The sequence below is a fragment of the Streptomyces sp. NPDC006516 genome, from assembly GCF_040611875.1.
Classification (GTDB): Bacteria; Actinomycetota; Actinomycetes; order Streptomycetales; family Streptomycetaceae; genus Streptomyces.
On the sequence record NZ_JBEXPD010000002.1, the window covers coordinates 925,369 to 939,177 of the forward strand.

A 13,809-nucleotide genomic window follows, 5' to 3' on the forward strand; every position below is an offset into this window, starting at 1 on the left:
GTGGCAGTAATTCGAGGGTGTATGACAGTCCTGCCACTGACCGAATCCGGGCGGACGGACGACAGTAGAGGCATGAACACATTCCTGAGCTACCTGTCCATAGCCGCACTTTTCGCCCTCGTCCTGCTGCCCGCGCTCGTCGGGTTCGCGCGGGAGCGCCGCATCGACCGCGAGCTGCGGGAGGCGGAACTCCACCGGGAGGTCCGGCCCCCGGAAACGGCGGACGCCGCGCGGCCCGTCACGGCCACGCGGCGCCCGTACCTCAGGTCCTGGGCCAGGATCTAGAAGTCGTCGTCGAAGCCGACCGACCCCTCCACCGCCACCTGGTACGCGGAGGGCCGGCGTTCGAAGAAGTTGGTCAGCTCCTGCACCCCTTGGAGCTCCATGAAGGAGAACGGGTTCTCGGAGCCGTAGAGCGGCGGGAAGCCGAGCCGGGTGAGCCGCTGGTCGGCGACGCACTCCAGGTACTGGCGCATCGACTCGGTGTTCATCCCCGGCAGGCCCTCGCCGCACAGGTCGCGGCCGAACTGCAGCTCCGCCTCGACCGCCTCGCGCAGCATGTCGGTGACCTGCTGCCGGAGTGCGTCGTCGAAGAGGTCCGGCTCCTCCTTGCGGACGGTGTCCACGACCTCGAAGGCGAAGTTCATGTGCATCGTCTCGTCACGGAACACCCAGTTGGTGCCCGTGGCGAGACCGTGCAGCAGACCGCGCGAGCGGAACCAGTAGACGTAGGCGAAGGCTCCGTAGAAGAACAGCCCCTCGATGCACGCGGCGAAGCAGATCAGGTTGAGCAGGAAGCGACGGCGGTCGGCCTTCGTCTCCAGCCGCTCGATCTTCTCGACCGAGTCCATCCACCGGAAGCAGAACTGCGCCTTCTCGCGGATGGAGGGGATCTCCTCGACCGCGTCGAAGGCCGCCGCACGGTCCTCCGGGTCGGGGAGATAGGTGTCGAGCAGCGTCAGGTAGAACTGGACGTGCACGGCCTCCTCGAACAGCTGACGTGACAGGTACAGCCGGGCCTCGGGCGAGTTGATGTGCTTGTAGAGCGTCAGCACCAGGTTGTTGGAGACGATCGAGTCACCCGTCGCGAAGAACGCGACCAGCCGGCCGATCATGTGCTGCTCACCGGGGGAGAGCTTGGCGAGGTCGGCGACGTCGGAGTGCAGGTCGACCTCCTCGACCGTCCAGGTGTTCTTGATCGCGTCCCGGTAGCGCTCGTAGAAGTCCGGGTAGCGCATGGGGCGCAGCGTCAGTTCGAAGCCCGGGTCGAGCAGGTTCTTGTTCTCGGAAGTACTCATCACTGGCAGGCCTCGCAGGACTCGGGGTTTTCGAGGGAACAGGCAATGGCGTCCGCGTCGGGAGCCGAGGCCTGCTGTACGGGAACAGGGGCCGCGGCCGACGCCGCGCGGGCGATCCGGGTGGCCGGGCGCGAGCGCAGGTAGTACGTCGTCTTCAGCCCTTGCTTCCAGGCGTACGCGTACATCGAGGAGAGCTTGCCGATCGTCGGCGTCTCCAGGAACAGGTTCAGCGACTGGCTCTGGTCGAGGAACGGGGTACGCGCCGCCGCCATGTCGATCAGACCGCGCTGCGGGATCTCCCACGCCGTGCGGTACAGCTCCCGCACGTCCTCGGGGATCCACCCGAAGCCCTGCACCGAGCCACTCGCCTCACGGAGTGCCTCACGGGTCCGGGCGTCCCAGACGCCGAGCTTCTTCAGCTCCTCCACCAGGTACGCGTTGACCTGGAGGAACTCGCCACTGAGCGTCTCGCGCTTAAAGAGGTTGGAGACCTGCGGCTCGATGCACTCGTACACCCCGGCGATCGAGGCGATCGTCGCCGTGGGGGCGATGGCGAGCAGCAGCGAGTTGCGCATCCCGCTCCTGGCGACGCGGGCGCGCAGCGCGTCCCAGCGCTCGGGCCAGTTCAGCTCGGTGCCGTAGTGGTCCGGGTGCAGGACGCCACGGGCGGCGCGGGTCTCGGACCAGGCGGGCAGCGGGCCGGACCGCTCGGCGAGGGCGCAGGAGGCCTCATAGGCGGCCAGCATGATCCGCTCGGAGATCTTCGTGGACAGTGCGCGGGCCTCGGGGGAGTCGAACGGCAGGCGCAGCTGGAAGAACACGTCCTGGAGGCCCATCGCGCCCAGGCCCACGGGGCGCCAGCGGGCGTTGGAGCGGCCTGCCTGCTCGGTGGGGTAGAAGTTGATGTCCACCACGCGGTCGAGGAAGGTCACCGCGGTGCGGACGGTGGCGTCCAGCCGCTCCCAGTCGATGGTGCCGTCGGCGACGAACGCGCCGAGGTTGACCGAGCCGAGGTTGCAGACGGCCGTCTCGCCGTCGTCCGTGACCTCGAGGATCTCCGTGCAGAGATTCGACGAGTGGACGACGCGGCCCGGCTCGGCGGTCTGGTTGGCCGTGCGGTTGGAGGCGTCCTTGAACGTCATCCAGCCCTGCCCGGTCTGAGCCAGCGTCCGCATCATGCGCCCGTACAGCTCACGCGCCGGCATCGTCTTGCGGGCCAGCCCCTTCGCCTCGGCCGCGCGGTAGGCCGCGTCGAACTCGTCGCCCCACAGGTCCACCAGCTCGGGGGTGTCCGCCGGGGAGAACAGCGACCACTCGGTGTCCGCGTCGACGCGGCGCATGAACTCGTCCGGGATCCAGTGCGCCAGGTTGAGGTTATGCGTGCGCCGCTGGTCCTCGCCGGTGTTGTCGCGCAGCTCCAGGAACTCCTCGATGTCCGCGTGCCAGGTCTCCAGGTAGACCGCGGCCGCCCCCTTGCGCCTGCCTCCCTGGTTGACGGCCGCGACGGAGGCGTCGAGCGTCTTCAGGAACGGCACGATGCCGTTGGAGTGCCCGTTGGTCCCCCGGATGAGTGAACCCCGGGCCCGGATACGGGAGTAGGAGAGTCCGATGCCGCCCGCGTGCTTGGAGAGGCGCGCCACCTGGTGGTAGCGGTCGTAGATCGAGTCGAGCTCGTCCAGCGGGGAGTCCAGCAGGTAGCAGGAGGACATCTGCGGGTGACGGGTGCCGGAGTTGAACAGGGTGGGGGAGGAGGGGAGGTAGTCGAGCCGGCTCATCAGGCCGTACAGCGCCGCCACTTCCTCCAGAGCCCGCTCGGAGGTGTCCTCGGCGAGCCCGGCGGCGACGCGCAGCATGAAGTGCTGCGGGGTCTCGACGACTTGGCGCGTGAGCGGGTGGCGCAGCAGGTAGCGGCTGTGCAGCGTCCGGAGCCCGAAGTAGCCGAAGCGGTCGTCGGCGCCGTCGGCGAGCGCCTGCTCGACCAGGGCGTCCAAGGCCTCGGCGTGCAGCGCGACGAACTCCGCCGTACGGTCCGCGATCAGGCCTTCGCGGTGTCCCACGGCGACCGAAGCGGAGAAGGAGACGGCGCCCTGTCCGGCCGCCTCGTCCGCCACGGCACGGGTGAGGAGCCGGGCGGCCAGCCGGGAGTACGCCGGGTCCTCGGAGATCAGGCCCGCCGCGGCCTCGGTGGCCAGCGAGCGCAGCTCCGCCTCGTCCGCCCGCGCGCTGCGGCCGCGGAGCGCGGCGGCGGCGACCCGTCCGGGGTCGGTGTCGGGGAGATCGGCCGTCAGGCCGGTCAGGGTCCGCAGCAGTGCGGTCCCGGGCGCGTCGGTCGTGCGGCCTTCGAAATCCGCGGCTGAAACCGGATCGGCTGGCGCGATGGTCACTGGGGCTATCCCTCGCTCGGCTCGGTGCCTGCGGGAGCGGGGCAGCCGGGCACGGCGAAGCCCGTCGAAGGGCGGCACGGAGTGCACGGCGTCCACCGGCCCTCCGCGGGGCCCGGACGTCTCGGCGTCCGGTTCGGTCGAGCCGGACGCACTGTCGACAGGTCTTCGGACTTCGCCGGTGCGCGTGAGCGCACCGGTCACACCGTTGCGGGACAGTTCCGGACTCACACCGGATTCCCCTGCGGCGACAGCGAGGTCGAGCATACATGTGGGGGCTACCGAATGAAGCAGCCCCCACATCTTGTGTCGTGAGGGGTCACAAGGCCAGACGGAAGGTCAGGAGTGGGAGATCGGGAAGAGGGCACCAGTCCCGTTCCGGAGTCCGCTCGAAGCCGAGCCGCCGGTAGATGCGATGGGCACCCAGCATGGCCGGCTGCGTCGACAGGACGATTCCGGTGAGCCCTCCCGCGGCCCGCGCCCGGTCGACGCAGGCCCGCACCAGTGCCTCGCCGGCGCCCCGCCCCCGGGCCTCCGGCGCGACTGCCAGCATCCGGAACTCCGCCTCGTCCTCCCCGGCTATGTCGGCCCACGGGCTGCCGGGCGCGACGTACGTGACGCCTCCCAGCAGCTGTCCCTCGGCGTCCAGCGCCACCAGCACCTCGGCCTCGGCCGCCCGGCGTCCGACCGCGCGGAGCTGTTCCAGATAGGGATCCTCGGCTCCGAAGTCCAGGAGACCGTCGCCGAGATACGCCTGGGCGGTGATCTCGCCCAGTTCTACGTGGTGGGCGGGCAGGACCGGCCTGATCGATACGTCCATGGGCGGAAGTGTGCACCAGGCGGTGGGCGCCGCGCGCACCTGTTTCGCGCCGGGACCCCTCCCGGGGGACGGGGACCAGGCACGACGCCGTTCTGGGGTTCCCGGGGACCCGGCACGACGCCGTCGCGGGTCCCCGGAACGGGTCCCGGCACGACGCCGTCCCGGCAGGAAGAGCCCTGCCGGGACGGACGCCGCACTTCTCACCACTGCCGCGAGGTCAGTGGCCCCCTCCCGGGGCGCCCACCGTGGCCGGCGGGAGCTCCGTCTTGACGCCCGGGTCGCCCACGTCCGCCGTGTAGTCGCCGGGGGAGGTCTCGTCCACGCCCGCCGGTGCCTTCACCGCGTTGAGGACGAAGGTCAGGACGACCACGACGACGACGTTCAGCACGAAGGCGGTGAGACCGATGTAGCCGATCTCGCCGATGCCGGGGATCTCCTTCGAGGACCCGCCGAAGTGCTTCTGGGTCGGGCTGGCCACGCCGTACGCCGCCACCGTTCCGTAGAGCATGCCGACCGCCCAGCCGGCGATCAGTGCCCAGCGGTGGAACCAGCGGGTGAACAGGCCGCCGACCAGGGCCGGCATCGTCTGGAGGATCCAGATGCCGCCCAGCAGCTGGAAGTTGATCGCGACCGTCTTGTCCATGGTGAGGACGAAGGCGAGCGCGCCGACCTTGACCAGGAGCGAGACCAGCTTGGAGACCTTGGTCTCCTGGGCCGGGGTCGCGTCGGGCTTGATGAAGTCCTTGTAGATGTTGCGGGTGAAGAGGTTCGCCGCGGCGATCGACATGATCGCGGCCGGCACCAGCGCGCCGATACCGATCGCGGCGAAGGCCACGCCCGCGAACCAGTCGGGGAACATGTTCTCGAACAGCTGCGGGATCGCCAGCTGTCCGTTGTCCACCTTGACCCCCGCGGCGATCGCCATGAAGCCGAGCAGGGCCAGGAGGCCGAGCATCAGCGAGTACAGCGGCAGGATCGTGGTGTTGCGCCGGATCACCTCACGGCTGCGGCTGGAGAGCGTCGCCGTGATCGAGTGCGGGTACATGAAGAGGGCGAGCGCCGAACCCAGTGCCAGGGTCGCGTAGCCCCACTGGCCCATCTCGCCCGGGACGAGGCCCGCGACGGGCTTGCCCGCGGCTTCGTTCTTCGCAGAGAACGCCTCGCTCGCCTTGGAGAAGATGTCGTCGAACCCGCCGAGCTTGATCGGGATGTAGATGATCGCCACGGCGATGACCAGATAGATCAGGCCGTCCTTGACGAACGCGATCAGCGCCGGGGCACGCAGCCCCGAGGAGTACGTGTACGCGGCGAGGACCGCGAACGCGATCAGCAGCGGCAGGTCCTTGATGAACCAGTGCGTCGTCTCGCCGCCGCCGACGCCCATGACGTCCAGCACGGCCTGGATGCCGACCAGCTGGAGCGCGATGTACGGCATCGTGGCGAGGATGCCGGTGAGGGCGACCGCCAGCGAGAGGCCCTTCGAACCGAAGCGCCCGCGGACGAAGTCCGAGGTGGTGACGTAGCCGTGCTTGTGCGAGACCGACCAGAGGCGCGGCAGGAAGGTGAAGATCAGGGGGTAGACGAGGATCGTGTACGGGACGGCGAAGAAGCCCGCCGCGCCCGCCGCGTAGATCGCCGCGGGCACCGCGACGAAGGTGTACGCCGTGTAGAGGTCGCCACCCAGCAGGAACCAGGTCACCCAGGTGCCGAACGACCGTCCGCCCAGGCCCCATTCGTCGAGGCTGGCCTCGTTCTCGGCCTTGCGCCAGCGCGCGGCCATGAACCCGATGACCGTGACGGCCAGGAAGAAGAAGATGAACACGGCGAGTGCGACGCCGTTCACGCCGTCCTTCATGCGGAAGCACCCCCCTTGCGGGCGCGCTGGTCACGCTGCCACAGCTTGTACGCGACCATGGTGAGGGCGGTCGAGAGGAGCACCCAGAGCATCTGGTACCAGTAGAAGAACGGGATGCCTATGAAGGTCGGTTCGACCTTCGCGTACGAGCTCACCCACAGCATCGCCACGAACGGGGCGATCAGACAGAGCGCGATGACCACTCTGGCGGGTGTCACCACCGGTGGTTTCGCATCGTTTTCTTCCGTCATTGGCGACTCCGTCCCCTCGCTGATCACCTGGTGTAATGCGCAGGAAATCTAGGCGAGAGATCCGGCCACCGTCACCCCCCGTCCGCATTGCGGTCCGGCAACGGTCCGGTGTCGCCCGAAAAAGACCGGTCCCCCCGCGTGTGCGCGGGGGGACCGGTGGGGCCGTGTGTCCGTCGGCGTCTCAGTCGGTGGGACGCTTCAGGCGGGCCACGAACTTGTAGCGGTCGCCGCGGTACACCGAGCGGACCCACTCGACCGGTTCGCCGTGTCCGTCGATCGAGTGACGGGACAGCATGAGCATCGGCAGGCCGACGTCCGTGCCGAGCAGCCCCGCCTCGCGCGGAGTGGCGAGGGAGGTCTCGATGGTCTCCTCGGCCTCGGCCAGCCGGACGTCGTACACCTCGGCCAGCGCGGTGTAGAGCGAGGTGTACTTCACCAGGGAACGCCGCAGCGCGGGGAAGCGCCTGGCCGAGAGGTGCGTGGTCTCGATGGCCATCGGTTCACCGCTGGCGAGCCGGAGCCGCTCGATCCGCAGCACCCGTCCGCCGGCCGTGATGTCCAGCAGCCCGGCGAGTGTGTCGTCCGCGGTGACGTAGCCGATGTCCAGCAGCTGCGAGGTCGGTTCGAGGCCCTGGGCGCGCATGTCCTCGGTGTACGAGGTGAGTTGCAGTGCCTGGGAGACCTTCGGCTTGGCGACGAAGGTGCCCTTGCCCTGGATGCGTTCCAGCCGGCCCTCGACGACCAGCTCCTGGAGGGCCTGGCGCACGGTCGTACGCGAGGTGTCGAACTCGGCGGCCAGGGTCCGCTCGGGCGGCACCGGGGTGCCCGGCGGCATGGTGTCCGTCATGTCGAGGAGATGGCGCTTGAGCCGGTAGTACTTCGGGACGCGTGCCGTACGCCCACCCGCGCCGGTCTCGCTCGTCACTCTGCCCCCGTCGGCACCCATGGCCCGCCTTCCCGACTGCTGCGTTGCTGCCGTCACCGGCTCCTCCGTCTGTAGCGGCTCACATGGTGGCACGGTCCGGTCACGGGTCGTCGCCCTCCCTCAGGTGTCGGTCCGATAACGGACGCGAGTGCACTTCTTATACACCCTTGACACCCCTAAAGGTCTAGGCCAAGCTCCGGGTACTGGTCTAAACCATTAAAGACCAGGTCCCAGCCCCACAGGTAGCGCCAGGCGTACGTCTTCGCGGTGGGCGGGGGGTTGCTGGTATCCCTGAGGAGGGTGTGGCATGAATCGCAAGCTCATTGCGGCAGTAGGCGTCGCAGCGATGATGACCGGTATCGCGGCGTGTGGTGGGGACGGTAGTGACAACGCCTCGAAGGACCCGAAGGACCGTACCGAGAGCCTGACGGTCTGGCTGATGGTCGACGCGCAGAGCACCTGGCCGGAGCTGGTCAAGGACGTCAACGCGCAGTTCAAGAAGAAGTACCCGAAGGTCAAGGTCAACGTCCAGTACCAGCAGTGGGCGGACAAGGCCAAGAAGCTCGACACGGCCCTCGGTGGCGACAAGTTCCCGGACGTCGTCGAGCTCGGCAACACCGAGACGATGCAGTACATCCTCAACGGCGCCCTCGCCGAGATCGACCCCAAGAAGTACGACAACTCGGACACCTGGATCAAGGGTCTGAAGGACACCTGCACCTTCGAGGGCAAGCAGTTCTGCGTGCCTTACTACGCGGGCGCCCGTGTCGCGATCTACAACAAGGACATGCTCAAGAAGGGCACCGGCAGCGACGTCCTCCCGCAGACCGAGGACGAGCTGCTCGCCGCACTCGACAAGGTCTCGGCCGAGTACACCAAGAAGGACAAGCGCTTCTCGTCCCTCTACCTGCCGGGCCGTTACTGGTACGCGGCCATGTCCTACGTCGCGGGCTACGGCGGCTCCATCGCCGAGTACGACGAGGGCGCGAAGGAGTGGAAGGGCAACCTCTCCTCCCCCGAGTCCCAGAAGGGCATCGAGCACTTCGTCAACCTGGTCAAGAAGTACAACAAGGCCGACCAGACGAAGGACGAGCAGGACCACGCCAACGTCATGGCCAACGAGAAGACCTCGCTGATCTACGGCAACGGCTGGGAGGCCGGCTCCGTCGTCGACGGCGCCAACAACGGCAACCCGAAGCTCGAGGGCAAGATCGGCACAGCCGGCATGCCCGGCCCGAACGGCAAGGCCCTCCCGTCCTTCATCGGTGGTTCGGACCTCGCGGTGACCGCCAAGTCGAAGGTCACCGACCTGGGCGAGGAGTGGGTCTCCCTCTTCACCAGTGAGAAGTCGCAGGATGTGCTCACCTCCAAGAACATCCTCCCGAACAACGAGAAGCAGCTCGAGCCGCTGAAGTCCAAGCCCGAGACGGCCGCCGTCGCCAACGCGGTGCCGGACGCCTGGTTCACGCCGATCGCGCCGGGCTGGACCTCCATCGAGAAGGAGGAGGTCCTGGAGAACATGCTCCTGGAGATCCTCAAGGGCACCTCGGTGGCCGACGCCGCCAAGAAGGCCGACGACAAGATCAACGAGCTCATCAACAAGTAGTCCCCGGGCCTTCGGCTCTCCAGGCGGGGGTCCGGCGAACACCGGGCCCCCGCCTCCCTTTTCTCAGGTAGAAACGCCGTGATTCCCGGGTGCAGATCCCCGGAATCCCGATGGAAGGTCAGTCACGTGACTGCTGCCGACACCAAGGCCGCCGGTCCACCGGTCCCCGTACCGCGTGTCCCGGAGAAGACCGGGATCTCACCCTCCGGACAGGAAGCCGACGGGCCCCGCCCGAAGAAGCGGCGTAAGAAGGGAGCGCTCCTCCCTTACCTCCTGATCCTGCCGGCGATCCTGGCTATCGCCGCCGTCTACGTCTACCCGCTGATCAAGACCGTGATCATGTCCTTCCAGGACCTGGGACGGGCGGCCCTGTGGGGCAACGGCGAGACCCCGTGGGTCGGCTTCGAGCAGTTCACCAACATCCTCGGCGACCCGGAGTTCTGGGCGGTCGTCGGCAGGACCATCGTCTTCATGGTCATCTGCGTCACGCTGACCATGGGCCTCGGGCTGCTCATCGCCCTCATGATGCTGAGGCTCTCCACCTGGGTCAGGCTCGTCCTCACGGTGGCTCTGATCGCCGCGTGGTCCATGCCGCTCATGGTCGCCGCCTCGGTCTTCCGGTGGCTCTCCGACTCCGACTACGGCCTGATCAACACCCTGCTCGCCGACATCACCGGCAACGAGGACAGGTGGCTGGGGCACAACTGGTTCCTCGACCCGTGGCAGGGCTTCGGCATCATCACGCTCCTGGTCGTCTGGGGCGCCATCCCGTTCGTCGTGATCACGATGTACGCGGCCCTCACCCAGGTCCCGAAGGAACTGGAGGAGGCAGCCGCCCTCGACGGAGCCACCGCCTTCGGCGTCTACCGCTACGTGACCTGGCCCGTCATCAAGCCGGTCTTCACGATGGTCGCCACGCTCTCGGTCATCTGGGACTTCAACGTGTTCGGCCAGATCTGGCTGCTGCGCGGCAACAAGCCCGAACCCGAGTACGAGACCCTCGGCCTCTACTCCTTCTCCAAGGCGTTCGAGTCCACCTCCTTCAGCCAGGGCAGCGCGATCGCACTGATCACCGTCCTGATGCTGTCCGGCGTCGCCGTGTACTACCTGCGCCAGCTGATCAAGACGGGAGAGGTCGAATGAGCGCCTCCACGCCCACGAACGCGCCGGCCCAGGTCCTGCGGCCGGACCGCAAGAGGAACCGGCTCGGCTACAACATCCTGGCCCTGGTCACGGCCGGGATCATGGCCTTCCCGGTCTACTGGCTGATCGTCAGCTCGCTGCGCCCCAACCACGAGATCCGGTCCTACGACCAGACCCTGTGGCCGTCCTCCCTCACCTTCGACAACTTCGCGCGCGCGGTGAAGCAGGACAACTTCGCGACAGCGATCCAGTCGAGCCTCATCGTCTCGGTCACCGCCGTCCTCGGCGGCATGATCATCGCGACCCTCGCGGCGCTCGCCATCGGGCGCTTCCGCTTCTTCGGGCGGAAGGCGCTGATGATGGTCATGATCCTGGTCCAGATGCTGCCGCCGACCGCGATGCTGATCCCGATCTACCTCCAGCTCAACGCGATGGGGGGCATCGACGAGTACTGGGGACTCATCGTCGTCTACCTGGTCTCCACGCTGCCCTTCGCGACCATCATGATCCGCGGATTCGTCATCAACATCCCCGTGGAGCTCGAGGAGTCCGCGATGGTGGACGGCTGCACCCGCATGGGGGCCTTCCGCCGGGTCATCTTCCCGCTGCTGGCTCCGGGGCTCGCCGCCGCGTCGATCTTCGCGCTGGTCAACGCCTGGAACGAGTACCTCTTCGCGTACATCCTGATCAACGACAACTCCAAGTACACCCTCAACGTGTGGCTGATGACGTTCACCACGGAGCGCGGAACGGACTACGGCGCGCTGATGGCGGCCTCCACACTCATCTCCATCCCGGTCGTCATCTTCTTCATGATCATCCAGGGGAAGATGGCTACGGGGCTCACCTCCGGCGCCGTGAAGGGATAACGCAGCCTCATGACCACACTCGTGTCCACCACGGACACCGTCACCCGTGACGCACTCGCCGTCCTCCAGCCGGGCTTCACCGGCACCACCGCTCCGGACTGGCTCCTGCGCAGGGTCGGCGAAGGGCTGGCATCCGTCGGGCTGTTCGGCCGGAACATCGACTCGCCCGAGCAGCTGGCGGCGCTCACCGCGCGGCTGCGGGCCGAGCGGGACGACGTGCTCGTCGCGATCGACGAGGAGGGCGGGGACGTCACCCGGCTGGAGGTCCGCAACGGCTCCTCCTTCCCCGGCAACCTCGCCCTGGGCGCCGTCGACGACGTGGACCTGACCAGGGCCGTTGCCAGGGAACTCGGCCGGAGGCTCGCCGAGTGCGGGGTCAACCTCAACTGGGCGCCGTCCGCCGACGTCAACTCCGATCCGGGCAACCCGGTGATCGGCGTGCGCTCCTTCGGCGCCGATCCCGCCCTCGTGGCCCGCCACACCGCCGCGTACGTCGAAGGCCTCCAGGCCGCCGGCGTCGCCGCGTGCACCAAGCACTTCCCGGGGCACGGCGACACGGCGGTCGACTCGCACCACGCGCTGCCGCGCATCGATGTGGATTCGGACACCCTGCACGCTCGTGAGCTGGTGCCTTTCCGTGCCGCCATCGCGGCGGGTTCCAAATCCGTGATGAGCGCACATATCCTGCTACCCGCACTCGACCCGTCCCGGCCCGCGACCCTGAGCCCTCGCATCCTCACCGGTCTGCTGCGCGAGGAACTGGGCTACGACGGGCTGATCGTCACCGACGGCATGGAGATGGACGCCATCGCCGGCACGTACGGCATCGAGCGCGGATCGGTCCTCGCCATAGCCGCGGGCGCCGACGCCATCTGCGTCGGCGGCGGGCTGGCCGACGAGGACACCGTGCTGCGGCTGCGTGACGCGCTGGTGACGGCGGTGCGGACCGGCGAACTGCCGGAGGAGCGGCTGGCCGACGCCGCCGCACGTGTACGGGCCCTGGCGTCATGGACGCTGCGGGCCAGGGGGGCTGCCCCGGAGCCGGGCGCGGACATGCAGGAGGGGACCGCGCCCGGCGCCGGAGCCGACATCGGGCTGATCGCCGCCCGCAGGGCCGTGACGGTCACGGGCTCCGCCGCACCTCTGCGGGAGCCGGCGTACGTCGCGGCCTTCACCCCCGTCGCCAACATCGCCGTCGGCGCCGAGACGCCGTGGGGTGTCGCTGCCGAGCTGTCCAGGATCCTGCCCGGCACCGTGGCGGACACCTACGACAGCGGCAGCGAGAATGCCGCAGCCGATGTGCTGCGGGCGGCGGGGGAGCGGCGCATCGTCGCCGTCGTCCGCGACGCCCACCGGCACCCGTGGATGGGCGCGGCCGTGGACGCCGTGGTGGCGGCGCGGCCGGACACGACGGTCGTCGAGATGGGGCTGCCCATGGCGCCGGCCCGGGGCGCGTGGCACATCGCCACGCACGGCGCGGCCCGGGTGTGCGGGGTCGCGGCGGCGGAGACGATCACCGGCACGGCGCCCTGACCCCGTCTGACGTGACCACGAACGAGGGCCGGGCCACCGCACGGTGGCCCGGCCCTCACGCGTACGAGGAGTCCTACAGGCCCTGCCACTGCGGCTTCGCCGCATAGGTGGCGCGGAAGTAGTCCGCCAGCTTCAGCTTCGACGCCGCCGCCTCGTCGACCACCACGGTCGCGTGCGGGTGCAGCTGGAGCGCGGACGCCGGCACCACGGAGGCCACCGGGCCCTCGACCGTACGGGCCACGGCCTCGGCCTTGCCCTCACCGGTGGCCAGCAGGATCGGGTGGCGGGCCTCCAGGATGGTGCCGATGCCCTGGGTGATGACGTGGCGCGGTACCTGCTCGATGTCGTCGTCGAAGAAGCGCGCGTTGTCGATCCGGGTCTGCTCGGTCAGCGTCTTGATGCGGGTGCGGGAGGCGAGCGAGGAGCACGGCTCGTTGAAGCCGATGTGCCCGTCGGTCCCGATGCCCAGGAGCTGGAGGTCCACCCCGCCCGCCTCGGCGAGCGCCTTGTCGTACGCCTCGCAGGCCGCCTGGACGTCCTCGGCCGTGCCGTCCGGTCCCATGAAGGACTTCTCGGACAGGCCGAGCGGCTCGACGACCTCGCGCAGTACCACCGAACGGTAGGACTCGGGGTGGCCCGCGGGCAGCCCGACATACTCGTCGAGCTGGCAGATCCGTGCGTTCGACGGGTCCACGGCGCCGGAGCGGACCTTCGCCGCCAGGGCCTTGTAGACGGGCAGCGGGGTCGAGCCGGTGGCAACGCCGAGCAGGGCGTCGGGCTTGCGGCTCAGCAGTGCCGCGATGGCCTCCGCGATGAGTTCTCCGCCTGCCGAGGCGTCCGGGACGATGACAACTTCCACGCTGTGCCTGCCGATCTGAAGAGTGGCGGGTGGTATAGACCAATCTAGGTGCCCAATCTAGCAGAACGGCACGGCTCGGAGGTGAACCGCTCGCCTGTTCGTCACCGGTTGTCGCCCTGTCGGCGGACGGTCGCGCCGGCGGGGTGTGGATGCCGCGCTCCCAGGGGGTGAAAGCCGCTCGCCGTGGGTGTGGAGGCCGCGCACCGCGAGGGGTGAAGGCCAGGTGCGGCGGAGGCGGGAGGCGCGCGTGCGGCGGGAGCGGCGGCCCC

12 protein-coding genes and 1 riboswitch are annotated in these 13,809 nt (G+C 68.8%); of the genes, 5 read left to right on the plus strand and 7 right to left on the minus strand.

What is annotated here, in order from left to right; all coding sequences use genetic code 11:
* The first annotated feature begins 72 nt into the window (after positions 1-72).
* Entirely contained in the window at positions 73-285 is a 213-nt protein-coding gene (locus tag ABZY45_RS10410; protein ID WP_356738126.1) for a hypothetical protein, read from the plus strand.
* Here ABZY45_RS10410 and ABZY45_RS10415 read toward each other — a convergent pair.
* The 6 genes from ABZY45_RS10415 to ABZY45_RS10440 form a co-directional block, all read right to left on the minus strand.
* Positions 282-1,298, minus strand: coding sequence for a ribonucleotide-diphosphate reductase subunit beta (locus tag ABZY45_RS10415; RefSeq protein ID WP_356738128.1), 1,017 nt, complete (start codon positions 1,296-1,298; stop codon positions 282-284). The genes ABZY45_RS10410 and ABZY45_RS10415 overlap by 4 nt on opposite strands.
* Positions 1,298-3,682: a ribonucleoside-diphosphate reductase subunit alpha gene (locus ABZY45_RS10420; RefSeq protein ID WP_356738130.1), complete on the minus strand. Its 2,385-nt coding sequence runs from the start codon at positions 3,680-3,682 to the stop codon at positions 1,298-1,300. The genes ABZY45_RS10415 and ABZY45_RS10420 overlap by 1 nt, the downstream gene beginning before the upstream one ends.
* A 138-nt stretch (positions 3,683-3,820) precedes the next feature.
* A riboswitch (cobalamin riboswitch) is annotated at positions 3,821-3,958 on the minus strand.
* 40 nt (positions 3,959-3,998) lie between these two features.
* A complete protein-coding gene (locus ABZY45_RS10425; protein WP_356738132.1) occupies positions 3,999-4,499 on the minus strand; it encodes an N-acetyltransferase in 501 nt (166 codons plus the stop codon).
* A gap of 217 nt (positions 4,500-4,716) precedes the next feature.
* Positions 4,717-6,354, minus strand: a complete 1,638-nt coding sequence (gene mctP / locus ABZY45_RS10430) for a monocarboxylate uptake permease MctP (protein ID WP_356738134.1) — start codon at positions 6,352-6,354, stop codon at positions 4,717-4,719.
* Entirely contained in the window at positions 6,351-6,605 is a 255-nt protein-coding gene (locus ABZY45_RS10435) for a DUF3311 domain-containing protein (RefSeq protein ID WP_356738136.1), read from the minus strand. The genes mctP and ABZY45_RS10435 overlap by 4 nt, the downstream gene beginning before the upstream one ends.
* Positions 6,606-6,786: 181 nt before the next feature.
* Positions 6,787-7,551 carry a GntR family transcriptional regulator gene (locus tag ABZY45_RS10440; protein ID WP_356738773.1) on the minus strand — a complete coding sequence of 255 codons (765 nt, stop codon included), beginning with the start codon at positions 7,549-7,551 and terminating at the stop codon, positions 6,787-6,789.
* A gap of 286 nt (positions 7,552-7,837) precedes the next feature.
* On the opposite strand from ABZY45_RS10440, the gene ABZY45_RS10445 reads away from it, so the two are divergent.
* From ABZY45_RS10445 to ABZY45_RS10460, 4 genes are all read left to right on the plus strand, one after another.
* Complete coding sequence (locus tag ABZY45_RS10445; RefSeq protein WP_356738138.1) at positions 7,838-9,136, plus strand: sugar ABC transporter substrate-binding protein; 1,299 nt, start codon at positions 7,838-7,840, stop codon at positions 9,134-9,136.
* Positions 9,137-9,262: 126 nt separating this feature from the next.
* A complete protein-coding gene (locus ABZY45_RS10450; RefSeq protein WP_356738140.1) occupies positions 9,263-10,279 on the plus strand; it encodes a sugar ABC transporter permease in 1,017 nt (338 codons plus the stop codon).
* Positions 10,276-11,148 carry a carbohydrate ABC transporter permease gene (locus tag ABZY45_RS10455; protein WP_356738142.1) on the plus strand — a complete coding sequence of 291 codons (873 nt, stop codon included), beginning with the start codon at positions 10,276-10,278 and terminating at the stop codon, positions 11,146-11,148. The genes ABZY45_RS10450 and ABZY45_RS10455 overlap by 4 nt, the downstream gene beginning before the upstream one ends.
* Before the next feature lie 9 nt (positions 11,149-11,157).
* Positions 11,158-12,681 carry a glycoside hydrolase family 3 protein gene (locus ABZY45_RS10460; RefSeq protein ID WP_356738144.1) on the plus strand — a complete coding sequence of 508 codons (1,524 nt, stop codon included), beginning with the start codon at positions 11,158-11,160 and terminating at the stop codon, positions 12,679-12,681.
* A 73-nt stretch (positions 12,682-12,754) separates the two neighbouring features.
* On the opposite strand, the gene nagB is transcribed toward ABZY45_RS10460, so the two are convergent.
* Positions 12,755-13,540, minus strand: coding sequence for a glucosamine-6-phosphate deaminase (gene nagB / locus ABZY45_RS10465; protein ID WP_356738146.1), 786 nt, complete (start codon positions 13,538-13,540; stop codon positions 12,755-12,757).
* Positions 13,541-13,809: the final 269 nt, after the last annotated feature.